The 23,173-nt window shown below is 62.1% G+C and carries 27 protein-coding genes and 1 pseudogene; 16 read left to right on the forward strand and 12 right to left on the reverse strand.

Features of this window, described 5'->3' with window-relative positions; genetic code table 11:
* Positions 1–4: 4 nt before the first annotated feature.
* Complete coding sequence (locus DH08_RS26705; RefSeq protein ID WP_006203777.1) at positions 5–208, reverse strand: YdcH family protein; 204 nt, start codon at positions 206–208, stop codon at positions 5–7.
* A 241-nt stretch (positions 209–449) separates the two neighbouring features.
* On the opposite strand from DH08_RS26705, the gene DH08_RS26710 reads away from it, so the two are divergent.
* From DH08_RS26710 to DH08_RS26730, 5 genes and pseudogenes are all read left to right on the forward strand, one after another.
* The gene (locus DH08_RS26710; protein ID WP_006203778.1) at positions 450–629 is read left to right on the forward strand and encodes a YdcH family protein; all 180 of its coding nucleotides are present in this window, start codon (positions 450–452) and stop codon (positions 627–629) included.
* A gap of 263 nt (positions 630–892) precedes the next feature.
* A complete protein-coding gene (gene ispG, locus DH08_RS26715; RefSeq protein WP_192182128.1) occupies positions 893–2,146 on the forward strand; it encodes a flavodoxin-dependent (E)-4-hydroxy-3-methylbut-2-enyl-diphosphate synthase in 1,254 nt (417 codons plus the stop codon).
* Positions 2,147–2,291: 145 nt separating this feature from the next.
* Entirely contained in the window at positions 2,292–3,149 is an 858-nt protein-coding gene (locus DH08_RS26720) for a lytic transglycosylase domain-containing protein (RefSeq protein WP_428339239.1), read from the forward strand.
* Positions 3,150–3,187: 38 nt separating this feature from the next.
* Positions 3,188–3,738 (forward strand): annotated as a pseudogene (locus tag DH08_RS26725) (chloramphenicol phosphotransferase CPT family protein).
* Between the two features lie 55 nt (positions 3,739–3,793).
* Positions 3,794–4,543 (forward strand): Stf0 family sulfotransferase, encoded by a 750-nt coding sequence (locus DH08_RS26730; RefSeq protein WP_192182129.1) that lies wholly within the window; start codon positions 3,794–3,796, stop codon positions 4,541–4,543.
* Between the two features lie 16 nt (positions 4,544–4,559).
* Here DH08_RS26730 and DH08_RS26735 read toward each other — a convergent pair whose 3' ends face one another.
* Both DH08_RS26735 and DH08_RS26740 read right to left on the reverse strand, forming a co-directional pair.
* On the reverse strand, positions 4,560–6,902 hold the full coding sequence (locus DH08_RS26735) for a response regulator (RefSeq protein WP_192182130.1): 2,343 nt from the start codon (positions 6,900–6,902) through the stop codon (positions 4,560–4,562).
* A 144-nt stretch (positions 6,903–7,046) separates the two neighbouring features.
* Positions 7,047–7,790, reverse strand: coding sequence for a hypothetical protein (locus DH08_RS26740; RefSeq protein WP_192182131.1), 744 nt, complete (start codon positions 7,788–7,790; stop codon positions 7,047–7,049).
* A gap of 170 nt (positions 7,791–7,960) precedes the next feature.
* Here DH08_RS26740 and DH08_RS26745 point away from each other — a divergent pair, with 170 nt between their 5' ends.
* Entirely contained in the window at positions 7,961–8,641 is a 681-nt protein-coding gene (locus DH08_RS26745; protein ID WP_192182132.1) for a TetR/AcrR family transcriptional regulator, read from the forward strand.
* Positions 8,642–8,663: 22 nt separating this feature from the next.
* On the opposite strand, the gene DH08_RS37520 is transcribed toward DH08_RS26745, so the two are convergent.
* Positions 8,664–8,885: a hypothetical protein gene (locus DH08_RS37520; RefSeq protein ID WP_428339242.1), complete on the reverse strand. Its 222-nt coding sequence runs from the start codon at positions 8,883–8,885 to the stop codon at positions 8,664–8,666.
* 475 nt (positions 8,886–9,360) lie between these two features.
* On the opposite strand from DH08_RS37520, the gene DH08_RS26755 reads away from it, so the two are divergent.
* A complete protein-coding gene (locus tag DH08_RS26755) occupies positions 9,361–10,803 on the forward strand; it encodes a LuxR C-terminal-related transcriptional regulator (protein WP_192182133.1) in 1,443 nt (480 codons plus the stop codon).
* 142 nt (positions 10,804–10,945) lie between these two features.
* Here DH08_RS26755 and DH08_RS26760 read toward each other — a convergent pair whose 3' ends face one another.
* A complete protein-coding gene (locus tag DH08_RS26760) occupies positions 10,946–11,863 on the reverse strand; it encodes a polyprenyl synthetase family protein (protein ID WP_192182134.1) in 918 nt (305 codons plus the stop codon).
* Positions 11,864–11,992: 129 nt separating this feature from the next.
* Here DH08_RS26760 and DH08_RS26765 point away from each other — a divergent pair, with 129 nt between their 5' ends.
* The 4 genes from DH08_RS26765 to DH08_RS26780 all read left to right on the forward strand — a co-directional run bounded on the left by DH08_RS26765 (position 11,993) and on the right by DH08_RS26780 (position 14,789).
* Positions 11,993–12,700 carry a transglycosylase domain-containing protein gene (locus DH08_RS26765; RefSeq protein WP_192182570.1) on the forward strand — a complete coding sequence of 236 codons (708 nt, stop codon included), beginning with the start codon at positions 11,993–11,995 and terminating at the stop codon, positions 12,698–12,700.
* Between the two features lie 152 nt (positions 12,701–12,852).
* A complete protein-coding gene (gene rpmF / locus DH08_RS26770) occupies positions 12,853–13,035 on the forward strand; it encodes a 50S ribosomal protein L32 (RefSeq protein ID WP_006203806.1) in 183 nt (60 codons plus the stop codon).
* 155 nt (positions 13,036–13,190) lie between these two features.
* On the forward strand, positions 13,191–14,132 hold the full coding sequence (locus tag DH08_RS26775; RefSeq protein WP_192182135.1) for a phosphoribosylaminoimidazolesuccinocarboxamide synthase: 942 nt from the start codon (positions 13,191–13,193) through the stop codon (positions 14,130–14,132).
* A gap of 255 nt (positions 14,133–14,387) precedes the next feature.
* Complete coding sequence (locus DH08_RS26780; protein ID WP_120013490.1) at positions 14,388–14,789, forward strand: hypothetical protein; 402 nt, start codon at positions 14,388–14,390, stop codon at positions 14,787–14,789.
* 17 nt (positions 14,790–14,806) lie between these two features.
* On the opposite strand, the gene DH08_RS26785 is transcribed toward DH08_RS26780, so the two are convergent.
* The 3 genes from DH08_RS26785 to DH08_RS26795 form a co-directional block, all read right to left on the reverse strand.
* Positions 14,807–15,238, reverse strand: coding sequence for a GlcG/HbpS family heme-binding protein (locus DH08_RS26785; RefSeq protein WP_192182136.1), 432 nt, complete (start codon positions 15,236–15,238; stop codon positions 14,807–14,809).
* Positions 15,239–15,427: 189 nt separating this feature from the next.
* Complete coding sequence (locus tag DH08_RS26790; RefSeq protein WP_192182137.1) at positions 15,428–15,661, reverse strand: hypothetical protein; 234 nt, start codon at positions 15,659–15,661, stop codon at positions 15,428–15,430.
* Between the two features lie 79 nt (positions 15,662–15,740).
* On the reverse strand, positions 15,741–16,262 hold the full coding sequence (locus DH08_RS26795) for a winged helix-turn-helix transcriptional regulator (protein ID WP_192182138.1): 522 nt from the start codon (positions 16,260–16,262) through the stop codon (positions 15,741–15,743).
* A gap of 100 nt (positions 16,263–16,362) precedes the next feature.
* Here DH08_RS26795 and DH08_RS26800 point away from each other — a divergent pair, with 100 nt between their 5' ends.
* Positions 16,363–17,199, forward strand: a complete 837-nt coding sequence (locus DH08_RS26800) for an alpha/beta fold hydrolase (RefSeq protein WP_192182139.1) — start codon at positions 16,363–16,365, stop codon at positions 17,197–17,199.
* Positions 17,200–17,391: 192 nt separating this feature from the next.
* The gene (locus tag DH08_RS26805) at positions 17,392–18,048 is read left to right on the forward strand and encodes a glutathione S-transferase family protein (protein WP_192182140.1); all 657 of its coding nucleotides are present in this window, start codon (positions 17,392–17,394) and stop codon (positions 18,046–18,048) included.
* A 31-nt stretch (positions 18,049–18,079) separates the two neighbouring features.
* Here the strand turns inward: DH08_RS26805 and DH08_RS26810 are convergent, their stop codons facing one another.
* The 3 genes from DH08_RS26810 to DH08_RS26820 all read right to left on the reverse strand — a co-directional run bounded on the left by DH08_RS26810 (position 18,080) and on the right by DH08_RS26820 (position 19,939).
* Positions 18,080–18,367 carry an ArsR/SmtB family transcription factor gene (locus tag DH08_RS26810; protein ID WP_192182141.1) on the reverse strand — a complete coding sequence of 96 codons (288 nt, stop codon included), beginning with the start codon at positions 18,365–18,367 and terminating at the stop codon, positions 18,080–18,082.
* A gap of 31 nt (positions 18,368–18,398) precedes the next feature.
* Positions 18,399–19,646 carry an MFS transporter gene (locus DH08_RS26815; RefSeq protein WP_192182142.1) on the reverse strand — a complete coding sequence of 416 codons (1,248 nt, stop codon included), beginning with the start codon at positions 19,644–19,646 and terminating at the stop codon, positions 18,399–18,401.
* A 98-nt stretch (positions 19,647–19,744) separates the two neighbouring features.
* Positions 19,745–19,939: a DUF1192 domain-containing protein gene (locus DH08_RS26820; protein ID WP_192182143.1), complete on the reverse strand. Its 195-nt coding sequence runs from the start codon at positions 19,937–19,939 to the stop codon at positions 19,745–19,747.
* Positions 19,940–20,052: 113 nt separating this feature from the next.
* Here DH08_RS26820 and DH08_RS26825 point away from each other — a divergent pair, with 113 nt between their 5' ends.
* From DH08_RS26825 to DH08_RS26835, 3 genes are all read left to right on the forward strand, one after another.
* Positions 20,053–21,063, forward strand: a complete 1,011-nt coding sequence (locus DH08_RS26825; RefSeq protein WP_192182144.1) for an NAD(P)H-quinone oxidoreductase — start codon at positions 20,053–20,055, stop codon at positions 21,061–21,063.
* 160 nt (positions 21,064–21,223) lie between these two features.
* A complete protein-coding gene (locus tag DH08_RS26830) occupies positions 21,224–21,364 on the forward strand; it encodes a DUF1127 domain-containing protein (protein ID WP_006203790.1) in 141 nt (46 codons plus the stop codon).
* 319 nt (positions 21,365–21,683) lie between these two features.
* Entirely contained in the window at positions 21,684–22,382 is a 699-nt protein-coding gene (locus DH08_RS26835; protein WP_006203788.1) for a DUF1013 domain-containing protein, read from the forward strand.
* A gap of 66 nt (positions 22,383–22,448) precedes the next feature.
* Here DH08_RS26835 and DH08_RS26840 read toward each other — a convergent pair whose 3' ends face one another.
* On the reverse strand, positions 22,449–23,168 hold the full coding sequence (locus tag DH08_RS26840; protein ID WP_065518138.1) for a helix-turn-helix transcriptional regulator: 720 nt from the start codon (positions 23,166–23,168) through the stop codon (positions 22,449–22,451).
* Positions 23,169–23,173: the final 5 nt, after the last annotated feature.

Here is a 23,173-nt window from a genome sequence, read left to right on the forward strand (position 1 = left end):
CTGCTCAGGCGATGATGTCGGGAATGATGCGGTCTTCCAGCGCCATCAGCCGGTCCTTGAGGAACAGCTTCTTCTTCTTCATGCGCTGGATCTGCAGCGGGTCGCAGCCCATGGCGATCATAGCGTTGATGGCGGCGTCGAAATCGGCGTGTTCCTGCTTCAGGCGGGAATATTCGAGGCGGATCTCAGCCTGTTCCTGTTCGGACATTATCTACCGTCTGCACGTAAGCGGCGCCCAAAGGATGGGCCTGATTGGGCGGGGCCGGCGGGGTTTTGCCACCGGTGCGCAGCCCTTATCACATTTCACATTGTCGTGGAATGCTACCACTGGGCATTCGACATCGATGCCGGATGGTGGCAGAGTGTCATCGCGCTGTCACAGATGCGAACTGGCGGTGGACGCATTTTGGCGGTTGCAATCGAGGAAACCATGAAAGGGAGAACCAATCATGTCTCTTGCATCCCATCTTGATGAGTTGCAGCGGAAACACGGCGACATCGAGCGCGAAATCACCGACGCGATGAACCATCCTTCGGTCGATGACCTCGAGATCGTGAATCTCAAGCGGCGCAAGCTGGCAATCAAGGACGAGATTGAAAAGCTGAAGGCAAAACCGACGACGCACTGACGCTCCACTAGCAAACAGCGCGCGCCCCCTTCGGTGCGCAATCAACTTTCCGGTGGCAGTCATGCCGCCGGTGTTGGTGGTTTGTTCTGAAATCCAACATCCCCCTGTTGTCGTCACCGGCGAAGCCGGAATGCGACTCTCGTGAACGCCAGGCTTTCTTGGCCTCCCGGCGATTTGCCGCGACTGCTTGCCGCTTGCCATTGACAAGCCATCTTTGCTCCTCCACCTCATGCCCGGACCTTCTAGATAAGAGGCGGCCGGCCATGACCGGATATTTTTCCTCTCCTTTCCCGCGCCGCACGTCGGTCGGCGTCGACGTCGGCGGCGTCATCGTCGGCGGCGGTGCGCCTGTCGTCGTGCAGTCGATGACCAATACCGACACGGCAGACATCGACCAGACCGTCGCGCAAGTCGCGGCGCTGCACCGTGCCGGCTCCGAGATCGTGCGCATCACCGTCGACCGCGACGAGAGTGCCGCCGCCGTGCCCGCCATCCGTGACCGGCTCCAGCGGCTTGGCATCAACGTGCCGCTGGTCGGCGATTTCCATTATATCGGCCACAAGCTCTTGGCCGATCATCCGGCTTGCGCCGAGGCGCTGGCCAAATACCGCATCAATCCCGGCAATGTCGGTTTCAAGGACAAGAAAGACCGCCAGTTCGCGGCGATCGTCGAGATGGCGATCAAATACGACAAGCCGGTGCGTATCGGCGTCAACTGGGGCTCGCTCGATCAGGAACTGCTGACCCGGCTGATGGACGAAAACCAGGCGCAAGGCTTTCTGCTCACCGCCCAGGAAGTCACCCGCGAGGCGATCGTGCAGTCGGCTATCCTGTCGGCCGAGATGGCCGAGGAGATCGGCCTTGGCCGCGACAAGATCATCCTGTCGGCCAAGGTCAGCGGCGTGCAGGATCTGATCGCCGTCTACACCGAACTCGCCACCCGCTCCAACCATGCGCTGCATCTGGGCCTCACAGAGGCCGGCATGGGCTCGAAAGGCATTGTCGCCTCGTCCGCCGCGATGGGCATCCTGCTGCAGCAAGGCATCGGCGACACGATCCGCATCTCGCTGACGCCGGAGCCGAATGGCGATCGCACGCGCGAGGTGCAGGTGTCGCAGGAATTGCTGCAGACCATGGGCTTCCGGCAGTTCGTGCCGATCGTCGCCGCCTGCCCCGGCTGCGGCCGCACGACCTCAACCGTGTTCCAGGAACTGGCGCAGAACATCCAGACCGACCTCAGGAAGAACATGCCTGTCTGGCGAGAGAAATATCCCGGCGTCGAGAACCTCAAGGTCGCGGTGATGGGCTGCATCGTCAACGGGCCGGGCGAATCCAAGCATGCCGATATCGGCATATCGCTGCCAGGCACCGGCGAGACGCCGACAGCGCCAGTGTTCGTCGACGGCAAGAAGGCGGCGACGCTGCGTGGCCCGTCAATCGCGGCCGACTTCGAGAAGATGGTGGCCGACTATATCGAGCAGCGGTTCGGGCGCCACGGCAAGGCCGCGGCGGAATGAGCCCATGCCGAAAATCTACTCCGGCGGCCACCTGAAGGCGTCTTCTGCGCTCCCGGTGCTCACGGACCGGATGTCCGCTCCGTGCCGGTTCTCGAAGCCACCATCATCTGGCTCACCGGAGCGATTTTCAACACCGGCTCAGCGTTTGACGCACGTCGTTGCGCTTATTGTTTCCTTGGTCTCTCTTTGGCTTCTGTGGGGCAACACGGCTTACGCCGATCCGCCGCAATCCGCCGCCAAGAGATTGATCGACCGGGTCTGCGACCTGATCGAGGCGCATGCCGACCAGAACGGCCTGCCCAAGGACTTCTTCGCGCGGCTGATCTGGAAGGAAAGCCGTTTCGACCCGAACGCGATGAGCCCGGTCGGGGCGGAGGGCATCGCCCAGTTCATGCCCGGCACGGCCAAGATGCGAGGGTTGGCCAACTCCTTCGACATAGAGCAGGCGATCCCGGCTTCGGCCAAATATCTGGCCGAAATGAAGGTCGGCTTCGGCAATCTCGGCCTGGCGGCGGCTGCCTACAACGCCGGCGAGAGCCGTGTGTCGCGCTGGCTGAGTTCCGGCGGCTTCCTGCCGATGGAGACCGAGAGCTACGTCTTCGACATCATGGGTGAACCCGCCGACAAGTTCACCGACACCACCTATGCCGGCACCATTCAGCCGCTCGACAAGAAAATGAGATTCGCCGTCGCTTGCCGCAAACTGCCGGTGATCATGTCGAGAACCGTGGCGATGGCCTCGATCAACGTCAAGCCATGGGGCGTCCAGGTGGCTGGAAATTTCCGCCGGGGTGCTGCGATCAATCAATGGCTGCGGGTGAGGGGCCGGTTTCCGGCCTTGCTCTCCGGCCATGATCCGGTCGTCAGCCGGGTGCGCACGCCGATCGGGCGCCGCGGTATCTATGCGGTCCGCATCGGCGTCGACAATCGCGCCGCCGCCAACGTCATTTGCCAAAAACTGCGCGGCATAGGCGGCGCCTGTATCGTGGTGCGGAACCGGTAGGTCGTGGATCGCAAATCCTGGCTAGAAGGGGTTCTGACGTGACAGCCAAAATTGTCCTGCTCAACGGCGTCGGCAGCGCCGGCAAGAGTTCGATCGCTAGGGCGCTGCAGACGATCACGGCGAGCCGTTCCTGCATGTGCAGATGGACGCCTTTCTGGAGATGCTGCCCGAGGCGCTGCAGGACCATACGCAAGGCTTCGCCTTCGAGACTGTCTGGCAGGACGGCAAGCCGTCCGTCGTCATCAAGGCAGGTCCGGTCGGCCGGCGAGCCATGCAAGGCATGCGGCACGCCGTTGCCGCCATGGCCGGGCAGGGCAACAACCTCATCGTCGATGACGTGCCCTGCGACGACGAGATGTCGGAGTATCAGGCGCTGCTGTCCGGCTTCGATCTCCACGTGGTCGGCGTCTTCGCGCCGCTGGCCGTGCTCGAGGCGCGTGAGGCCCAGCGTGCCGACAGGCTGCCTGGCCTGGCGCGCTGGCAATACGACCGTGTCCACAAGGGCAACCGCTACGATCTCGAGATCGACACCAGCTTGCTCTCGCCGATCGAATGCGCCCGTCGCATCCAACAGGAATTTCGGCTATAGGCGGTCATGAAATTGGCCGAGGGTTGCCGGCCTGATCGACGACAAGGGCCGCAGGATGTTTGACGGATATATCATCTGCGGCACGCCGAGAACCGGCAGCACTCTGTTGTGCAATCTTCTGGCGTCAACGAAGACGGCCGGTGATCCTCACTCATTCTATCGGCGGCAGAATGTGTCGGAGTGGGCCGAAGACTGGAAGCTGCCCAATCGCGACACGATGAGCGAGCTCGAGTTCAACGTTGCCTATCTCGATGCGGCAATCACCGCAGGAAAGGGTGGGACAGGCATCTTCGGACTTCGTCTGATGCGAGAAAATCTGGATGAGCTCTCGGCGATCCTCGACCAGATTTTCTCAAAACTTCCATCGGACAAGGCGCGTTTTGAAAGAGCCTTTGGTCGCATTCTCTACATACACCTTTCGCGTGAGAACAAGCTTGCGCAGGCCATCTCCCTGGTCAAAGCGGAGCAGACCGGTCTTTGGCATATCGCTCCTGACGGAACCGAGATCGAAAGGATCGCGCCGCCGAAGGAACCCCGATACGATTTCGAGCGGATCAAGCAGGAGGTCTCTAAGCTCGAGGCCTATGATGCGGCCTGGAACATGTGGTTCGCGGAGCAAGAGATAAACCCTCTGCGGGTTGGCTATGAACGCCTTTCAAGCAATCCGGCCGCGACGTTGGCGTCCATCTGCAAAGCACTCGGCATTCAACCGCCGAATGCCGATGTGCGGCCAGGCGTTGCAAAGTTCTCGGATGAGACCAGCCTCGATTGGATGCGCCGCTATCATTTGGACGCGGCCGTCTGAGGCATCGTAGAGGTGGCTAAGCCGTCTTCGCCACCACCGTCTCGCTGAGCCAGGTGCCGATCTTGGTGCCGAGGCGGTCGGGCGAGACCGGCTTCGGCAGATAGTCGTCCATGCCGGCTTCGATGCATTTTTCGCGATCGCCTTTCAGCGCATGTGCTGTGACGCCGATGATCGGCGTATGGCTGCCGCTCTGCTGTTCGATCGCGCGGATGGCACCAGTCGCCTCGTAGCCGTTCATCTCCGGCATCGAGACGTCCATCAGGATCAGCTTCGGCCGCAGGGCCCGGTACATCTCGACCGCGGTGCGGCCGTTGCCGGCGATGCGATAGCTCAGCCCCAAACCATTGAGGATCTGGCCGAACACCAGCTGGTTGACGTCATTGTCCTCGGCGATGAGGATGTCGATCGGACCATTGGCTGCCGTGGCCGACTCCGGCGCGACCGGCGCCGGGATTGCCGGACCGCGGATGACGGTGAAGGCCGGCGCCGCCGGAGGGGAAGCCTGCGGGGCGGCCGGCTCGCGAACAAAGCGTGCCTTGCCGACCTGGGCGCCGGCCTTCTGGATGACCGAGATGACGGTGCCGAGCAGGATGGCCGAGCGCGCCGGCTTGGTCAGATACGCGGCGATGCCGAAATCGATGACCATCTTGCCGAAATCGACCTGATCGACCGAGGTCAAGAGCACGACCGGGATGGCGGCAAGGCGGCTGTCGGCGGCAATCGCCCTTGCGACGTCGGCGCCGTTCATGCCGGGCATCTGGTAGTCGAGGATGATGCAATCCACCGAGGCGCCGAGCTGGCTGGCGCGGTCGAGGAAGGCCAGGCCGACGGCGCCGCTTTCGGCGGCCGCGCAGTCGAAGCTCCAGCTCTTCAGCTGCTCGAGCAGAATCTCGCGGTTGACCGGGTTGTCGTCGATGACCAGTACCCTCGCGCCGGTAACATCGACCGGCACGATCTCATCGCGCGCGGCCTGCTGGTGCGCCGGCAGCGGCACGGCAAACCAGAAGACGGAGCCGCGGCCGATCTCGCTTTCGACGCCGATCTTGCCGCCCATCAGGTCGACGAGGCGGGCGGCGATTGCCAGGCCGAGCCCGGTGCCTTCATGGCGGCGCGTCGAGGAACCGTCGACCTGCGCGAATTTCTCGAACACGTTTTGCAGCTTCTCGGCCGGAATGCCGATGCCGGTGTCCTCGACGCGGACCTTGAGCTGGATGACGCCGTCGACCACGTCGCCGCCGACATCGACCAGAACATGGCCCTTCTCGGTGAACTTCACCGCATTGCCGAGCAGATTGGTGATGATCTGCCGGAAACGGCCGGCGTCGCCGACGACGAAGGAGGGCAGGCGCGGGTCGACGCGCACGATCAGCTCGAGGTTCTTTTCGGCGACGCGCGCCGACACCAGCGTCGCCACATCTTCGACCGCTTCAGACAGGCGGAAGGGAGCTGGGTCGAGCGTCAGCTGGCCGGCGTTGATCTTGGAGAAATCGAGGATGTCGTTGATGATGGTGAGCAGCGCATTGCCGGATTTGACGATGACGTCGGTAAACGTCTTCTGGCGCGAGGTCAGGTCGGTCTTGGCCAGCAGCTCGGCCATGCCCAGCACGCCATTCATCGGCGTGCGGATCTCATGGCTCATATTGGCCAGGAATTCGGATTTGGCGCGATCTGCGGCCTCGGCCTTGAACAGTGACTCCGCTGATTCGGCGAAGGCACGGCGGATCGCCTTTTCCATCGGCCGAAAGACCCACATGGCGACAATGGCAAGGACGGCGAACAACAGGCCGCTCGCCCACAACAGCAGCCTGTCGCTCGAGGCATCCGCCAGATGGCGTTCTGCATCCATGGCAGTGCGGACGCGGACCAGCATCGGCTGGGCAAACAGGTCGTTCTGGTTGCGGATTTCGCGATAGCTCCATTCATCGACCTTCTGCGCCACCGACATCAGGTTGAAGTTGCGCACCATGTCGCGCGCCGACCAGAACAGGTCCCCGTTCACGGACGCGGAATCGAGCTCGTTGAGGGTGTCTTTCGAAAGCCGTGATTTTATGGCGGCCAGCTGGGCCGTCAGGGTCGCGATCTCGCCGGCCAGTCGCTCGGAGTGGCCTCGGGCCGACGCCACCAGCCCGTCGCGGGTTTCGGCCCGCCAGGCGGTGCCGGTGGTCTCGGCGAAATTGGTGGCGTTGCGCAGGTCGCGGCCGAAGATGACGAAATTGCTGCTGAGGGCATCGATGTCGTGACGGAAGGAATTGACGCGATTGAGCGCAAACATGACTGCGGCGGAGGCCAGCGCGAAAATAAGCAATCCCGACAGATAACGGACCCGGATCGACCGGATGAAGGAAGAATATTCCGGCATGCGCAACCCCAACACATACGCATCATTTTAATGACCGGGATTACGCTTGATTTACATTAAAATTTCGTTCGTACGGGCCCGTCGATGTCGCGGCTGCACGTCAATGAATGACAGCTTTTGATCCTATGCCGCCGCGACAGTAATCTACCGGGCGAAAGGTGCATCAATTCTGAGCAGTTGGCTCGTCACCCTTTCACGCCAGAACTCGTCGATAGCGCTCGCGCGTACCCACAGCCATCCGGCAAGCCAGGCGATCGCTATCGCAAGAACCACCAAGCCTAGATCAAGAGCCCACTCCGGCACGAACGCACGAAGCGCGATAGGCACCGAGCCAATGAAATAGAGAGCGAGAGGAATGCGCGGCACGCCTCTTCCAACGGCAAGAGAGATTACAAACGCGAGCGTCCCAATTAGAAAAAGCAACGAACTGATGGCCAGAACCAGGCCGAGCGGCCCGGCTTGCAGGTCGATGATGGTTGTCAGTGGAAGTTTCGAAAATACGAGATTGATCACCACTTCCACACCTTCCAGACTTGCCAGTGCAACGAAGTTGATGACAAACGCGATAGTGCCGAATAGGCCCGTGCGCCGGCCAAACGCAAGAAACAAGCCTATGACGAGGCCAAGCGCCAATATCTCGGCGAGTGGCGCGAGAAGTTGCGTCAGATCGGTGGTCGGGATGAGCGAACTGCGTTTAGCCGCGTTGACCAGAAGAATAAGCGCGCTTCCCACCCCGGCTACGGCGGCAAGCCGATAAAGCGTGACGCCGGGCACAGCGGCGCTCGACGGAACGGTTCGGAAATTCTCCCTGTGCTGAGGTTCTTCGGCTGCACCCCGGGACGACGTGAACGAATCCGGACGGCGAGGTTCGGCGTTTCTAGCGAGCATGTTCGTTTCCTCCATCTGGGCATTTGGCAGCCGCGAAGACCGCTGGCCTGTTCCGCCCCATCTGTAATCACTGCTTACATCCTCTTGCTGGAATTGTAAACAGTGATTACATAATTCGAGGCGGCATGATACAGAGGCGAGATGCACCTCTACGGAACGAAGGGAACGAGATGCCAAAAGCCGAGACGCCTCGCCGCACTGGTTACCACCATGGCAATCTGCGGGAGGTTCTGATCGATGCCGCGGTTCAACTTGTCGAGGAGGGCGGCCCCGACAATGTGAGCGTGCGCGAAGCCGCAAAGCGGGCGGGCGTTTCTCCCGGCGCGCCCTTCCGTCATTTCGCCAACAAGACCGCGTTGATGACCGCTGTCGCAGAGCAGGCAATGAGCCGGTTCCGCTCGGAGATTACCAATGCAGTCGAGAGCGTAGCGACGGACGACCCCATTGAGCGCTTTGCCGCAGTTGGAATCGCATATTTGCGCTGGGCAATTCGAAACCCCACCCATTTCCAGGTCATCTCGACGCGGAGTCTTATCGATTGGGATAGTTCGGAGTCGCTGCGTCACGATAACGAAGCGGTGCGTGCGTTGGTAGAAGGGTCGATGGTAGAGGCGCAGCGACGAAACATGCTCCGGTCAAACGACATAGCAGAGACCCAGATAGCCGCGAGGGCGCTTGTCTACGGGCTCGCACGCATGTGCATTGACGGGCACTTTGCGCAATGGGCAGTGGCCGGGCATACCGCGGAACAAACTGCGCAGGACGTATTAAAGCACTTCGTGACACTCATTGGAAACGACGAGCCAGAAACAGCCAAGAAGGCGAATCTCAGCTTGGAGCACCCGGACTAAGCGCATCCAATTGGCCGCAACTTCAGCTGTTGCGGTTTGCCACGAACTTTGCCGCTTCCTTCAGCAGCACCGCCTGTTCGCCGTAAGGCTCCAGCAGCAGCGCATGTGCCTGGTCGACGAGGCCGTTAAGCTGGCGGGCTGGAAGGTCATTCGTCGCGCCAGTATGGGTAGGAACAGCTGAACCGGCGCGACTCAACCAGCTGGCGTTTGGTCCCCGGTATCGTTCCTTGGACATGCGGATCATTCGCGGTCATGTCGGGTAGGACAGTGTGACCCTGATCGATAAGCTGCAGTTTCAGCTCTGCGAGGTGGTGCTTGAATCCGTTTTCGATTTGGCTGCGAGGATACCGCCATCCGTTCCGGCATGCTCGCACGAGGATGTCGGAATACAGTTCAGCGCTGGCTGCTTTCACCGCTTCTTCGGAAATCAGCTTACCGTTAGTTTGGGCACCTTGAGACAAGCATGGCCCCGCCGATACGGACAGCACCAGTATTGCGGCCAAGACAGACAATTTTGTCATGGATTCCCTCCGTGTTCCGAATCGACCGGGGTCCGCCAGGCGACCAGACCATGCCGACCTGCGGAGGCTAGGATGCTGACCCGTCGGATGGAATCGTGCAAATGCAGTGTTTTCGATGTCGCATCTGTAGTATTTTCGCCCTGACGTAAGGTCATCGGGTTCTTGGCCACAGGTCGGCAGCGGAAGGGAATTTGAGCAATGCTTCGCGCCGTAGGCAATCCTCTCGCCGGCCTGTCGGATCGGGAGCTGGCGGTCGCGGCAAAGTTCGCGGAGGGAATGACCTATCGCGAAATCGGCGAAACACTCTTCATAGCGCCTACCACCGTTCGGACCCATCTTTCGGCCATTTATCGGAAGCTCGATGTTCGCAGCAAAGTGGCGCTTGCTGGGTTACTTGCCGATCACCGCCAGCAGGACCGCAGCCAGGCACCACCCGGAAGCCTTTCGACCGACGAGTCGGGTCCGCCGGTCCTCGCAGTTCTCCCGTTCGACAATCTATGCGGAGAAGAACGCTGGACTCGTATCGCTGATGGTTTGTCGGCGGACCTCATAGTTGATCTCGCCCGTTACCGCGACCTTGCGGTGATCGCGCGCCAAACAATGCTTTCTTACAAGGGACGGCGTGTTGACGTGCGAGCCCTCGGACGAGAGTTGAATGCTGACTATGTGATAGAGGGAAGTTTTCAAGTGGACGGGCAGCGAGTGCGCATTCGCGTGCAACTCATCGACGCCCACACAGGGGTTGATGTTTGGACGGTGCGTTACGATCGGTCCGCGAACAACCTGTTTGCGATGCTGGACAGCGTGACCGAAAACGTCATCAATGTCCTCGCAACTTGCCACGGTCAGCTCGCCAATCTGCGACGCGATGCGGCTCGTCGGAAGCCTCCAGCAAGTTTGCAGGCTTATGATTGCTACCTGCTTGGACTTGAGCAGAAGCACCTTTTCACCCGTGAGTCGAACAAGGAGGCGATACGGTTGCTGACGCGTGCAATCGAACTCGATCCGAGTCTTGCAAGAGCCTGGACCGCGCTGGCAATTGCGCATGCTGTGGATGCTTGTAACGGGTTTACCAACGACGTTTCCGGCTCGATCGAGAGCTGGAACAAATGTGTCAAGCAAGCGCTGGCGCTCGATCCGGCCGATATTTACGCCCGCATAATGCTTGCCGATCTTCGGGCATTGCAGGGCGATATCGAAGCCGCTGTCGAAGAACATGACCGAGTGTTGGCGGCGGCTCCAAATGACGCTGACTCACTTGCCTTTCTTGCAGGTAGCCTAGCTCTTGTTGGAAGCGACCCGAAGTGTGGCTACGAATTGGCCAAGCGAGCGGTCCGGCTAAATCCGTATGTGCCCTGGTATTATGGAATGCTTGCGCGATGCAGCTGCGTTCTTGGCCTTCACCGGGAATCGCTCGTCGCTCTACGTCAATCTGCACCAGACTCACCCGCCACACTTCTATTTCTGGCAATGGCTCATGCGATGCTCAATGAAACGCCTCAGGTCGCCAAGATCAATGCGCGACTGAAAGACGAATTCCCGAACTTCACGGCTGAAGTGTTCATCAGCACCTATCCGGTTACCAATCCTGTCGCCATTGCTGCGATCAGAGAAGGCGCCCGTCGTGCGGGTTTGGCATAGCTTCATTCCTAGTCAACTCTGAGGCGTGATAGCTCCCTCGGGCCTCGGTCCTATTTTCGTTGGCACAAGCGGCGAATGTCCGCTTGCGGCGCAAGGCGGTCAATTTCTGGAAATCGGATTCGGGGGACCCAATTGGCCACCGTCAGCTGTTGCGCGTCGCCACGAATTTTGCCGCTTCCTTCAGCAGCACCGCCTGTTCGCCGTAAGGCTCCAGCAGCGCATGTGCTTGGTCGACGAGGCCGTTGAGCTGGCTGCGCGCCCAGCCGGCGCCGTGCAGCGCCACCAGCGTTGCTTTGCCGGCGGCAGCGTCCTTGCCGGTCGCCTTGCCCATCTGGTGCGCGTCCGCCGTCAGGTCGAGCAGGTCGTCGGCAAGCTGGAAGGCAAGCCCGATCGCCGAGCCGAATTCGGCCAGCCTCTCGCGATCCTCTTGTGCCGCACCGCCGATGATGGCGCCTGCCTCGCAGGCGAAGCGGATCAGCGCGCCGGTCTTCATCGCCTGCAGCCGGATAATGCCGGCCTCGTCCGGCCTGCTGCGCTCGGCCTCGAGGTCGAGCGTCTGGCCGCCGACCATGCCGCCGGCGCCGGCGGCGCGGGCAAGCGCCAGCACCAGGGCTACCCTGCGCTCCGCCGGCAGCACTGTTGCCTCATCGGCCAGGATGTCGAAGGCGAGCGTCAGAAGCGCGTCGCCCGCAAGGATCGCGGTGGCGTCGTCGAAGGCCTTGTGGACGGTGGGCTGGCCACGGCGCAGATCGTCATCGTCCATGGCCGGCAAATCGTCATGGATCAGCGAATAGCAATGCACGCATTCGAGCGCGGCTGCGACGCGCAATGCTGCCTCGCCGTCGGCGGAGAAAAGTGCTGCGCTTTCCATGACCAGGAAAGGACGGAGCCGCTTGCCGCCATTCAGCACGCCGTGACGCATGGCCGCCATCAGCCGCTCCGGCCGGGCGATCTCGCCCGAAAGCGTGCGAGCGTCGAGGAGCCGCTTCAACATCGCCTCAAGCGGAGCCACCCGCGCGGAAAGCACGATTTCGAAGCCCATTTGGTCGTCTTTCGTCATGGCCGGGAGCGGTAGCCGACACTCAGACATTGCGCAAGAAGCCTCTCGCCATTATGCCGGAGCAGCTGATAGCGCAGGTGGGGCGGCTTGACGGAACCGATCGTCGATCATGAAACCGAAGGGCTGGACATGGCGCGACCGAGGCGCTTGAACCGCGCCGGTCTCAAGCGCCTGGGCCGGCGTGGCATCGTCGTGGCTGCCGTGCTGGCTCTGATACCCGTGGTGCTGACCTTCCTCTATCTGCCGTCCTTCGTGCATCCGGTGTCGACGCTGATGCTGAAGGATCTGGCCACATTCTCCGGTTACGACCGGCGTTGGGTCTCGATCGACGACGTGGCGCCGGTGCTGGCGAATTCGGTGATCATGTCGGAGGACGGGCAGTTCTGCTCCCATCGCGGCGTCGATCTCGGCGAATTGCGCGGCGTCGTCGACGATGCGCTGGCCGGCGAAGCGACGCGCGGCGCCTCGACCATCACCATGCAGACGGTGAAGAACCTCTATCTGTGGTCGAAGCCGCTGGGCACTGTGCGCAAGGTGGTGGAGTTGCCTTTGGCCGTCTATTTCGACGCGGTGATGTCGAAGCGGCGCATCATGGAGATCTATCTCAACATCGCCGAGTGGGGGCCGGGCATCTATGGCATCGAAGCCGCCGCCCAGCACCATTTCGGCGTTTCGGCAAAACGGCTGTCGCGCCGGCAGGCGGCATTGCTTGCCGTCACCTTGCCCAATCCTATCGCCCGCAACCCGGCCAAGCCCGGGCCGGGGCTGAGACGGCTGGCCGCTCTAATCGAGCGGCGCGCGGGCAGGTCGGGCGCTTATGTCGGCTGCCTGGATTAGAGGCTTTGTTTCGGCCTAAAAAAATTCTCGGTAGTGCTGGCCAAAACGGCGCAGGGCGTGTATAGGCACCCGACTTTCTCAGATTCCGGCCCCTGACGCGGCCCTTTTACGAGGGCAGCCGGGGCATTTTGACCATCTAGTGGAGCATATCCATGGCCGTTCCGAAACGAAAAACCTCTCCGTCCAAGCGCGGCATGCGCCGCTCGGCCGACGCCCTCAAGGCCCCGACCTATGTCGAGGACAAGAATTCCGGCGAAATGCGCCGTCCGCACCATATCGACCTGAAGACCGGCATGTATCGCGGCCGCCAGGTTCTGGAGCCTAAGGAAAGCTGAGAAGCTTTTTCACGGTTTTGCGCCTATCAAAAGACCGGCCAATGGCCGGTCTTTTTGCATTGTCGGGCAAGCCTCACCCTTCGCGCTTGATATGCTGAGGGTCGAGGGCTTATGCGATGATGGAATCCACCAATCTTCGGAAGGCAGGAGATCCGATGCGCACTCTGTCCGATGCCTTCATTCCCGAATTGCCGGGCCACTACAGGGGCAAGGTCCGCGAGAACTACGACCTGCCGGACGGCAGGCGCATCATCATCGCCACCGACCGGCTCAGCGCCTTCGACATCATCCTGACCTCGATCCCGTTCAAGGGCGAGATCCTGACCCAGATTGCCCGGTACTGGTTCGAGGAAACCGCCGATATCTGTCCGAACCATGTTCTGGAATACCCCGACCCAAACGTCGTCATTGGCACCCGGCTCGATATCCTGCCGGTCGAGATCGTCGTGCGCGGTTATCTGGCGGGAACCACCAGCACCTCGATATTGACCAAGTACCGGAAGGGTGAGCGGGATCTGTATGGCATCAGCCTGCCTGATGGCTTGCGTGACAATGAAAAACTGGCTGAGGCGATCATCACGCCGACGAGCAAGGCCTTGGACGGTGCTCATGATGAGCCTCTGTCCAAGGCCGAAATCATCGAACAGGGCGTTCTCACGCAGGCGCAGTGGGATACCGTATCGAACTACGCCTTGCAGTTGTTCGCCAGGGGCCAGGCGCGCGCCGCGGAACGCGGCCTGATCCTCGCCGATACGAAATACGAATTCGGCACCGACAAGAACGGCAGCATAATTCTTGCCGACGAAATCCACACGCCGGACAGCAGCCGGTACTGGATCGCGGCGAGCTACGAAGAAGCCTTCGAAAGCGGCAAGCGGCCGGAGAGTTTCGACAAGGACTTCATCAGGTCGTGGGTCTCGGCGCGGTGCGATCCTTACAGGGATTCGATACCGAAGATACCGGACGAGGTCGTAAGCCAGGCTTCGCGCGTCTACGCGCAGGCCTATGAGGCAATCACCGGCAAGAAATTCCTTCCCGACACTTCCGGCCACACCGTGTTGGATCGCATCCGCTCGAACCTTGAGCGTTATTTTTGACGACCAGGTGAGCCCCCTTCGGGTACCGCAACGTGGTAGCCCGGTTGCTGCTGACGCCGTTGTTTCGGACGGTCTTTGTCCGTGTTCGCTACGCGCGCGAAAAATCTTGACGACAATGGCCCGGGCGCTGCTAGTGAGAGATCAGAGCGCGCCGTATCTGAGCGGCACTGTGCGGCGCACCTCGAGTTGTTGTTTCCGTGCGCATCGCTGTCCGAAGCCTGCCTTTGGGCGACACGCACCAACCGGAGACCCGTAATGTTCGGTGCCATTCCGCTGCTGATCGTGCCCTTCGTGCTCTACAATCTCGGACTTCTCGGAATCTTCGGCAGCGGCGACGACCCGTGGGCGACCGAGATGTTCTCGATCGGCATGATGTCGGGCGGGGTCTTCTCGATGACGCTTGGCGACCTGATGGTGCTGATCGCGCTGGTCTTCCTCTTCGCCGAAATGGTGAAGTCGGTGCGCACAACGAATGCCTCGATCCTGGATCATCTCTTGTCGACGCTGGTCTTCGTGGCGTTCCTGGTCGAGTTCCTGCTGGTCAAGGGCGCGGCGCACTCCGTCTTCTTCACGCTGATGGTGATTGCGCTGTTCGACGTACTGGCCGGCTTCTCTGTGTCGATGCGCTCGGCCAGCCGGGATATCAATCTCAACTAGAAGCAGGCTCCGGCGCTTCAGCCCGGATCGGCGGTGAAGCCGGCTGCTTCGATGCCGGCGATTGCGGCTGCCTCATCATTGTCCGACGTGTCGCCGGAAATGCCGACCGCGCCGATGACGGTGCCTGACTTGTCGCGGATCAGCACGCCGCCGACAACGGGCAGCACGCGGCCGCCCGATACGTCCGAGATGCCGGCGACGAGATGCGGCCGCTCCTTGGCGAAGGCCTCGACGCGGCGCGAGCCCATGCCGATCGCCAGTGCTCCATAGGCCTTGCCGGCCGACATTTGCGGACGCAGGAACGAGGCGCCGTCCTGGCGCTGGAAGGCGACAAGATGGGCGCCGGCATCGAGGACCGATACGCCCAGCGGCTTGAGCTTGAGCTCCGCACCTTTGGCGAAGGCGGCGCCGATGATCTCGATGGCTTTGGCGAGCGTCAGTGCGGTCATGGCAATCTCCTGTTGAAACGCGTCAATCATCGACCGGCCGCAGGCGATGCGAAATCCCGATTGCGGTTGAAATTGCTTCGCGTGAAAAGGCGAAATGGAAGGCGAGGCCACTATGGAACGAGCCGGCGACCGGCACGCGCCCGATATGGCATCGCCGTGCGGCTACTTACAGACTGCTGGTGAAGACGGCTATTTTTTCTTGGCCCGCGCCGGTTTCTTGGCCGGAGCGGCTGCCGCATTGGCGAGGTCTTCGGCTTCCTTGGCCAAGCGCAGCGCCCTCAGCTTGTTGGTCTTGGCCTGGCGGGCGTCGCTTTCGGCGACATACTCAGCCATCGCCTTCTGGCGGACCGTGGCTGCTTCTTCCTGCTTCTTGAAACGCAAATCAGCCCGTGCGCGGGCGGTATCCTTAGAGTTCTCGACCAAGAGCGTTGTCCAATCCCATAAATTATTGTTTTCAGGTCCTTGATAGCAGAGCCGGCCCGCAATTGCGAAAATAAGTTGGTCAGGCCGGGTCGCGCACGGCACCGAGCGCCTTGCGGGCGACCACCGCTTCGTAGCCGGCCTGCAAGATTGCGCGCACGGTGGGGCCCGATGCGCGGGCGGGGGCGCCGAGATGCTCGTGGCGCAAATCGTCCATGAAGTGCTCCCACATCGGTGGGCCGCCTTTCTCCAGAAGCTCGGCGCGGATCGAGAGTTCCTCGCTGACCGGCAGCCAGACACGGCCCCAGGCGCCGAGGTGTGCCAGAATAGGCACCAGCGAGATCGCCATCTCGGTAAGGCTATAGATTGCCTTCTGCTTGTGGGAAGGATCGTCGGCCTTGGTCAGCATGCCCAACTCCATCAGACGCTTCAGCCGGTCGGCAAGGATGTTGGAAGCGATGCCCTCGATCGACCCGTTGAGCAGTTCGCGGAAATGGCGCCGGCCGCCGAAGATCATGTCGCGCAGGATGATCAAGCTCCAGCGGTCGCCGAACACTTCGAGGGACAGGTTGATCGGGCATCCGGACCGATGATCGGTGTTCATGCGACTCTCCAGTAAAAACTGGTTGCATTATCTTATCAGTTTTATTATCGTGCAACTGATTGCAAAATGCAATCGGATTTGAATGCGATGGAGGAGAACCATGAGCACGAACGAGCAACCCGAAATCGTATTCCAGACGTTTGGCGATCCGGCGCATCCGGCGGTGCTGCTGATCATGGGCGCCATGGCTTCCATGCTCTGGTGGCCGGAGGCGTTCTGCCGGAAGCTCGCCGATGCGGGCCGCTTCGTGATCCGCTACGACAATCGCGATACCGGGCTGTCGACCAAATATACGCCGGGCGAGCCACCCTACACGTTCGACGACATGGCCGATGACGCCATCCGCGTGCTCGACGATCATAACATCGGCAGAGCGCATGTCGTCGGCATGTCGATGGGCGGCATGATCGCGCAGCTTGTGGCGCTAAAGCACCCATCGCGCGTCGCGACGCTCACGATCGTCAGCAGTTCGCCGATGGGGGTGGACACGTCCCATCTGCCCGGCACGACCGATGCCTATCGGGAGCACTCGGCCGAAGGCGCGAAGGTCGATTGGGCCGATCGTGACCAGGTGATCGGCTTCGTGGTCAGTGACGCGCGCGCCATCGCCGGCATTGCGCATCCGTTCGACGAGAAACGGACGAGAGCGTTCGTCGAGCAGGACTACGACCGCTCCGGTGGCCTTTTGAGCGCGACCAACCACTTCATGCTTCAAGATGGTGAGGACTGGAAGGGCCGCTTGCATGACATGAAGGCTCCGCTCCTCGTCATCCACGGCACGGCGGACCCGATCTTCCCGGTCGAGCATGGCGCCGCTCTTGCCGAGGCGGTTGCCGGTGCGAGGCTGGTGCGGATCGAAGGCGGCGGCCACGAGCTGCATCCCGACGACTGGCCGGAAATCGTCGCCGCCATCGCGACGCATAGCCAGGCAGGCTGAGCGCGGTCACTGTCAGGTCGGACTTGCGGCGATAGGTAAGCACGTGCCTCACTGTTGAAATCGATGACCAGAGCGGTTCACCGTTTCACGGAAAAGCAGAACCGCTCTATCCTTTTTGTTTTGACGCAATTCCGGACGGAAAACCGCTACGCACTTTTCCTGGAATTGCTCTAAGAAAGAAGCGAGCAGACAATGTCCCTGACCATGCATCTCCACCCGCTGGCGTCCTTCTGCTGGAAGCCGCTCATCGCGCTCTACGAGAACGGCACGCCGTTCAACTCCGTCATCGTCGATCTCGGCAACGAGCAGTCGCGTGCCGCCTTCCTGAAGCTGTCGCCGGCCGGCAAGATGCCGGTGCTGCAGGACGCGGCGCTTGGCCATACGGTGCCGGAATCGACCATCGTCATCGAATACCTCAACGCGCATTACCCCGGACCGGTCGACCTGATCCCGGCCGATATCGATCTTGCCCGTCAGGTTCGCCTGGCCGATCGCTTCTACGATTTCTATGTCCAGGAACCGATGCAGAAGGTCGTCGGCGACCGGCTGCGGCCGGAAGGCAAGACCGATCCGTTCGGTGTCGAACAGGCCCGCGCCCAGCTGCGCGGCTCCTACGCCATCATCGAACGGGAGATGCAGTCGCGGACCTGGGCGGTGGGCGAAGCCTTCACCATGGCCGACTGCGCCGCGGCGCCGGCCTTGTTCTATGCCAACAAGGTCGAGCCGTTCGGCGACAACTACCCGGCAGTAAAGCGCTACCATGACCGCCTGCTCGCGCGGCCGTCGGTGGCCCGCGTGATCGAGGAAGCGCAGCCCTATTTCAAGCTGTTTCCCTACAACAACGGTTAGCGCCGATCGCCGAAATCTGGCCGACGATGCCTCAGCTTCCGGGCGACCCAAGCTCCCCGGCTTCCCAGAACTGGTCGAGCCAGACGTTCAATCCGAGGAAGCCGGCGCTGCTCACCGCATAGACGCGCCTGGTGCCTTCGGCCTTGGCGTTGACCAGGCCCGCGTCGAGCAGCACTTTCAAATGCTGAGAAACGGCCGGGCGCGACACTGGCAGCCCGGCAGCGAGTTCGTTGACGGTCTTCGGGCCGCGCCGGAGCTCTTCGAGAAGGTAGCGCCGGTTCGGATCGGCGATCGCCATGAAGGCGTCGGAAAAGATCATGCCTTATTTGTGGGGCAAAGTTCCCGAAATCTCAACCGTTGGTTTCATTCTTTCTGCGTGGATCAAGCCGCAAGGCTTCCGGCGTGACCGAGCGGTCGGCCGGCTGCGTCGTGAACGCGTCGCGATCTTCGATCGGCACCGGCGCGCGGCGGCTGATGCGCAGCAGCGTGTAGGCGGCCAGGCAAAGATGCGCGAGCGCGGTTGCAAGAAACAGTCCCTCGGGACGAAACCAGCCCATCAAGCCGGCCGCCAGCAGCGGGCCGATCATGGTGCCGAAGCCGTAGAGCAGCAGCAGGCCGCCGGAGACCTTGACGAAGTCCTCGGCGCTGGCATGGTCATTGGCGTGCGCCACGGCGATTGAGTAGAGCGTGTAGGCGAAAGCGCCATAGGCGGCGGTGAAGACGATGACGAAGATGCTGGAGCGCGGTTCGAACAGGAAGATCAGGATGGCGAACAATGCCGACCCGAACGCAGCACCCGCCAGCACGAAACGGCGGTCGGTCTTGTCGGACAGACGCCCGGCCGGAAGCTGCATGGCCGCGCCGGCAACGACCACAAGGCTCATCATCAGCGCGATCTCGGCCGTGGAAATGCCGATGCGCGCGCCGTAGACGGCGCCGAGCGTGCCCCAGGCGCCATTGGCGATGCCGATCAGCAGACAGGCGACTGCCGAAACCGGCGAATTGGCGTAAAGCCCTTTGACGTCGAGCTTGACGTCCTGCAACGGCTTGGGAGACGAAGCCGACGAGACGGCGGTCGGGATCAGCGACAGGCAGAACAATATGCCGGTGATCATGAACAGCGAGGCCGATTTCACGTCGCCGCCTGCAACGATCATCTGGCCGCCCATGATCGAGGCATAGGTGACCATCATGTAAAGCCCGAAGACGGTGCCGCGGTTCTCGTTGGTGGCCTTCTCGTTCAGCCAGCTTTCGATGACCATGAAGGCGCCGGCCATGGTGAAGCCGGTAAAGGCGCGCAGCAGGATCCAGATATATTCGTCGATGACGAGGCCGGTGAGCAGGGCGACGATGGCGCCCGACGCGGCAAAGGCGCCGAAGGCCCTGACATGGCCGGCGCGCCGCACGATGCGCGGCGCAAAGAAACAGCCGGTGACGAAGCCGCCGGCCCAGGCCGTTCCCATCAGGCCGAGCGATGCCGTCGAGAATCCTTCCACCTGGCCACGCAGCGGCAGAAGCAGTCCGTGCAGTCCGGACGCCGCGAGCAGGAAGGCGGTGCCGCGAAGCAGCGAAAGGATCGGCCTGTAGGTTGCGAACATGTTTTGATCCGGCGGGAATTTCGGGGCGCAGGTCTGAAGACAGTGGCATTCGGGCTTTTCAGCGGCGCGTCGCAGCTCCGAAGGCTTATCGGTGGAAATCATCCACGGCGAAACAGCGCCTCTGCAGCGGATTTGGTCGTGCTTTTGCTCTTGAGCTCGCCTTCCAGCCGGGCGATCTCGTCGCGCAGGATGCCGATCCGCTCGGTGAGCTCGGCGACCGAAAGCAGCGCCAGATCCTGTCCGATCTCGTGCGGACGGGCCTTCTTTTTGGGTTCGTCGTCGAAGATAGCCATCGTCGCTCCTCCCTGATTCAGCATTTGCCTGATTTGGCAATCAGCATACATAGGGCAGGGGTGCTGATGCAAACAGCAGGCGACAGAGCGGCATATTCGAGACGGGACAGTTCATGGCGAGCGCACAGAAAATTCCGGCGAAGATGATGGCCATTGCGATTTCCGAACCCGGCGGCCCACGGGTGCTGAAGCCGGAAACGCGCGACGTACCCATGCCCGGTCCGGGCGAGATCCTGATCCGGGTGCGCGCCGCCGGCGTCAACCGGCCCGACGTGCAGCAGCGCAAGGGCGCCTATCCGCCGCCGCCCGGCGCGTCCGACCTGCCGGGCCTCGAAGCGTCGGGCGAAGTGGCGGCCCTTGGCGACGAGATATCGCGCTGGCGTATCGGCGACCGGGTCTGCGCGCTGACGCCAGGCGGCGGCTATGCCGAATATGTCAAGGTGCATGCCGGCAGCGTGCTGCCGCTGCCCGCCGGCTTCACCCACACCGAGGCGGCGGCGGTGCCGGAGAACTACTTCACCGTCTGGCACAATGTGTTCGAGCGCGGCGGCCTGAAGAGCGGCGAGACGCTGCTCGTCCATGGTGGTTCGTCAGGCATCGGCACCACGGCGATCCAGCTGGCATCCGCCTTCGGCGCCTACGTCATCACCACCGCCGGCAGCCAGGAAAAATGTGACGCCTGCCTGAAGCTCGGCGCCGACCGGGCGATCAACTACCGCGAAGAGGATTTCGTCGCCGCGGTCAAGGACGCGACCGCCGGCAAGGGCGCCAATGTCATCCTCGACATGGTCGGCGGCGACTACATCGCGCGCAATTACGAGGCGGCGGCGATAGAAGGCCGCATCGTGCAGATCGCCTTGCAGGGCGGCGCCGTGGCGAGCGCCGATTTCTCCAAGATCATGGTCAAGCGGCTCATCCATACCGGCTCGACGCTCAGGCCGCGCACCGTCGAGTTCAAGGCGGCAATTGCCGCTGCGCTCGAAGCGCAGGTGTGGCCGCTGCTCGGCACCCGCAAAGTGGCGCCGGTCATGGACATGATCTTCCCGCTCACGGATGCCTGGCGGGCGCATGAGCGGATGGAGGAGGGCGAGCACATCGGCAAGATCGTGCTCGACGTCGGCTAGGATCCCGGGTGTGCGCGACGCCTGCTGCATCCTGAACAAAGGCTTAATGCTGCAATGCACAATTGCATTGCGGCCATGCAAAAGCGTTCGTTCATTTCTTGGGCAACGATGCCTATCTAAGCGGCATCGAAATGATTGATCCAACAAATGGAGGACTACCATGAACCCGATCCGCGCTTTCCGTAACTGGCGCATGTACAACGAGACCGTGCGCGAGCTGAACAAGCTCAACGCCCGTCAGCTGCACGACCTCGGCATCAACCGCGGCGACATCGAGAGAATCGCCCGCCAGGCGATTTGATTTCCGGCAGGTCTGGCCCGAAAGGCCGGACCCCGCCGAAAGAAGCCAGAGCCGCCGCTGACAGTTTTGCGTCGCCGGCTCCGAGCCCGCTGGACCCTGTCCGGCGGGTTTTGTCTTTGTGACCCGCCCCTTGCGGCGGCAATGACCGCCGATTGCTGATCGGCCGTTCCCATACTCTGTCGCCGCTCTTGCCGCGACTCTCCCAAAAACATTGCGAAATGGCAGCGGAGCGGTTATACAGGCCGCGAATTTCCCATTTTGGTGGCTCTAAAAACCACCGCCCGCGCGGGAACGCGGGCGAACGAGAAGGATTTTTGAAATGGCCAATACGCTGCTGATGCCCAAGGCGACCGCCGTCTGGCTGGTCGACAACACCGCGCTCTCCTTCGAGCAGATCGCGCAATTCTGCGGGCTGCATCCGCTCGAGGTCAAGGCGATCGCCGACGGCGAATCGGCGCAAGGCATCAAGGGCATGGACCCGATCATGACCGGCCAGCTGACCCGCGACGAGATCGCGCGCGCCGAGAAGGATCCGAACCATCGTCTGAAGCTCTCCGACCCCAAGGTGCGGGTGCCGGAATCCAAGCGCAAGGGTCCACGCTACACGCCGCTGTCGAAGCGCCAGGACCGGCCGAACGCCATCCTGTGGCTGGTGCGCAATCATCCCGAGCTGAAGGACGCGCAGATCTCGCGCCTCGTCGGCACCACCAAGTCGACGATCGACCAGATCCGCGAGCGCAAGCACTGGAATTCGGCCAATCTGCAGCCGATGGACCCGGTGACTCTGGGTCTGGCCTCGCAGATCGACCTCGACATGGAAGTCAATCGCGCCTCGCGCGGCCGCGAGCAGGCGCAGCCTGTCGGCGATACGCTGCTGCCGGCGGCGCTGACCGAACGGCTGGTGCCGGCGCCGGAAAAGCCCAAGGACGAGGATGCCGAGCTCGACGCCAACGCCGTCTTCGCCAAGCTTTCGGCCTTGAAGTCGAAGGACAAGGACGAGGAAGCGGACGAGGAGTAAGCTTCTCGGCAACCAACAAAAAAGCCCGCTTCGAGCGGGCTTTTTTGTTGGTTGTCTCGTGCTGCCTCAGCTACGCGCCGCCCGATCCGGCGTCATGCCGTAGTCTTCGCTGCGCTCCACCGCCCGGTAGAAATCAGCCAGCTGCTTGCCGCGTTCCGGCTTGAAGATGCGGCCGGCGATCACCACCGAAGCGATGCGGTCGATGCGGAAGGCGCGGAAATCGTCGCGCATCTCGCACCAGGCGACCAGCGTCCACACCTTGCCCCAGAACCACAGGCCGAGCGGCCGGATGTCGCGCGCGGTGCCGCGCCCGGCCTCGTCCGAGTAATCGATGGTCAGCACCTGGCGTTTCTCGACGGCGCGCTCGATCAGGTCGATCGCCTCGCGCGCGGCATCGCTCACCACCCACATCGGCGTGTGGATCTCCGTGCGGGCGATGCGGTCCTTCTCGGCGTCGGGCAGGACGGCGCCGATCTTGACCAGCGCCTCGTCGGCGGCCCTGGCCATGGCGGCGCCGCCAAAGGCGCGCACCATGCGGGCGCCGGCGACCAGCGCCACGATCTCGTCACGGGTGAACATCAGCGGCGGAAGGTCGAAACCCTCCCTCATCATGTAGCCAACGCCCGCCTCGCCGTCGATCGGCACCCCGGTCGACTGCAAATCGGCGATGTCGCGGTAGATGGTTCGCTCGGAAACCTCGAGCCAGGTGCCCAACTTCTGGGCAGTGACCAGACGGCCACCGCGCAGATGCTGCACGATCTGGAAGAGCCTGTCGGCACGGCGCATCGTAT

The sequence above is a fragment of the Mesorhizobium amorphae genome (assembly GCF_014843845.1).
Taxonomy (GTDB): domain Bacteria; phylum Pseudomonadota; class Alphaproteobacteria; order Rhizobiales; family Rhizobiaceae; genus Mesorhizobium; species Mesorhizobium amorphae_A.

Excerpts from the sequence above, each read along its gene's own strand:
- rpmF (WP_006203806.1), top strand. The coding sequence starts at position 12,853 with ATGGCCGTTCCGAAACGAAAAACCTCTCCGTCCAAGCGCGGCATGCGC.
- DH08_RS26815 (WP_192182142.1), bottom strand. The coding sequence starts at position 19,646 with ATGTTCGCAACCTACAGGCCGATCCTTTCGCTGCTTCGCGGCACCGCC.
- DH08_RS26760 (WP_192182134.1), bottom strand. The coding sequence starts at position 11,863 with ATGACGAAAGACGACCAAATGGGCTTCGAAATCGTGCTTTCCGCGCGG.
- DH08_RS26840 (WP_065518138.1), bottom strand. The coding sequence starts at position 23,168 with ATGCGCCGTGCCGACAGGCTCTTCCAGATCGTGCAGCATCTGCGCGGT.
- DH08_RS26735 (WP_192182130.1), bottom strand. The coding sequence starts at position 6,902 with ATGCCGGAATATTCTTCCTTCATCCGGTCGATCCGGGTCCGTTATCTG.
- DH08_RS26710 (WP_006203778.1), top strand. The coding sequence starts at position 450 with ATGTCTCTTGCATCCCATCTTGATGAGTTGCAGCGGAAACACGGCGAC.
- DH08_RS26810 (WP_192182141.1), bottom strand. The coding sequence starts at position 18,367 with ATGATCTTTTCCGACGCCTTCATGGCGATCGCCGATCCGAACCGGCGC.
- DH08_RS26740 (WP_192182131.1), bottom strand. The coding sequence starts at position 7,790 with ATGCTCGCTAGAAACGCCGAACCTCGCCGTCCGGATTCGTTCACGTCG.
- DH08_RS26775 (WP_192182135.1), top strand. The coding sequence starts at position 13,191 with ATGCGCACTCTGTCCGATGCCTTCATTCCCGAATTGCCGGGCCACTAC.
- DH08_RS26745 (WP_192182132.1), top strand. The coding sequence starts at position 7,961 with ATGCCAAAAGCCGAGACGCCTCGCCGCACTGGTTACCACCATGGCAAT.
- DH08_RS26805 (WP_192182140.1), top strand. The coding sequence starts at position 17,392 with ATGTCCCTGACCATGCATCTCCACCCGCTGGCGTCCTTCTGCTGGAAG.
- DH08_RS26820 (WP_192182143.1), bottom strand. The coding sequence starts at position 19,939 with ATGGCTATCTTCGACGACGAACCCAAAAAGAAGGCCCGTCCGCACGAG.
- ispG (WP_192182128.1), top strand. The coding sequence starts at position 893 with ATGACCGGATATTTTTCCTCTCCTTTCCCGCGCCGCACGTCGGTCGGC.
- DH08_RS26755 (WP_192182133.1), top strand. The coding sequence starts at position 9,361 with ATGCTTCGCGCCGTAGGCAATCCTCTCGCCGGCCTGTCGGATCGGGAG.
- DH08_RS26825 (WP_192182144.1), top strand. The coding sequence starts at position 20,053 with ATGGCGAGCGCACAGAAAATTCCGGCGAAGATGATGGCCATTGCGATT.
- DH08_RS26780 (WP_120013490.1), top strand. The coding sequence starts at position 14,388 with ATGTTCGGTGCCATTCCGCTGCTGATCGTGCCCTTCGTGCTCTACAAT.
- DH08_RS37520 (WP_428339242.1), bottom strand. The coding sequence starts at position 8,885 with ATGATCCGCATGTCCAAGGAACGATACCGGGGACCAAACGCCAGCTGG.
- DH08_RS26830 (WP_006203790.1), top strand. The coding sequence starts at position 21,224 with ATGAACCCGATCCGCGCTTTCCGTAACTGGCGCATGTACAACGAGACC.
- DH08_RS26785 (WP_192182136.1), bottom strand. The coding sequence starts at position 15,238 with ATGACCGCACTGACGCTCGCCAAAGCCATCGAGATCATCGGCGCCGCC.
- DH08_RS26730 (WP_192182129.1), top strand. The coding sequence starts at position 3,794 with ATGTTTGACGGATATATCATCTGCGGCACGCCGAGAACCGGCAGCACT.
- DH08_RS26795 (WP_192182138.1), bottom strand. The coding sequence starts at position 16,262 with ATGAACACCGATCATCGGTCCGGATGCCCGATCAACCTGTCCCTCGAA.
- DH08_RS26800 (WP_192182139.1), top strand. The coding sequence starts at position 16,363 with ATGAGCACGAACGAGCAACCCGAAATCGTATTCCAGACGTTTGGCGAT.
- DH08_RS26765 (WP_192182570.1), top strand. The coding sequence starts at position 11,993 with ATGGCGCGACCGAGGCGCTTGAACCGCGCCGGTCTCAAGCGCCTGGGC.
- DH08_RS26835 (WP_006203788.1), top strand. The coding sequence starts at position 21,684 with ATGGCCAATACGCTGCTGATGCCCAAGGCGACCGCCGTCTGGCTGGTC.
- DH08_RS26705 (WP_006203777.1), bottom strand. The coding sequence starts at position 208 with ATGTCCGAACAGGAACAGGCTGAGATCCGCCTCGAATATTCCCGCCTG.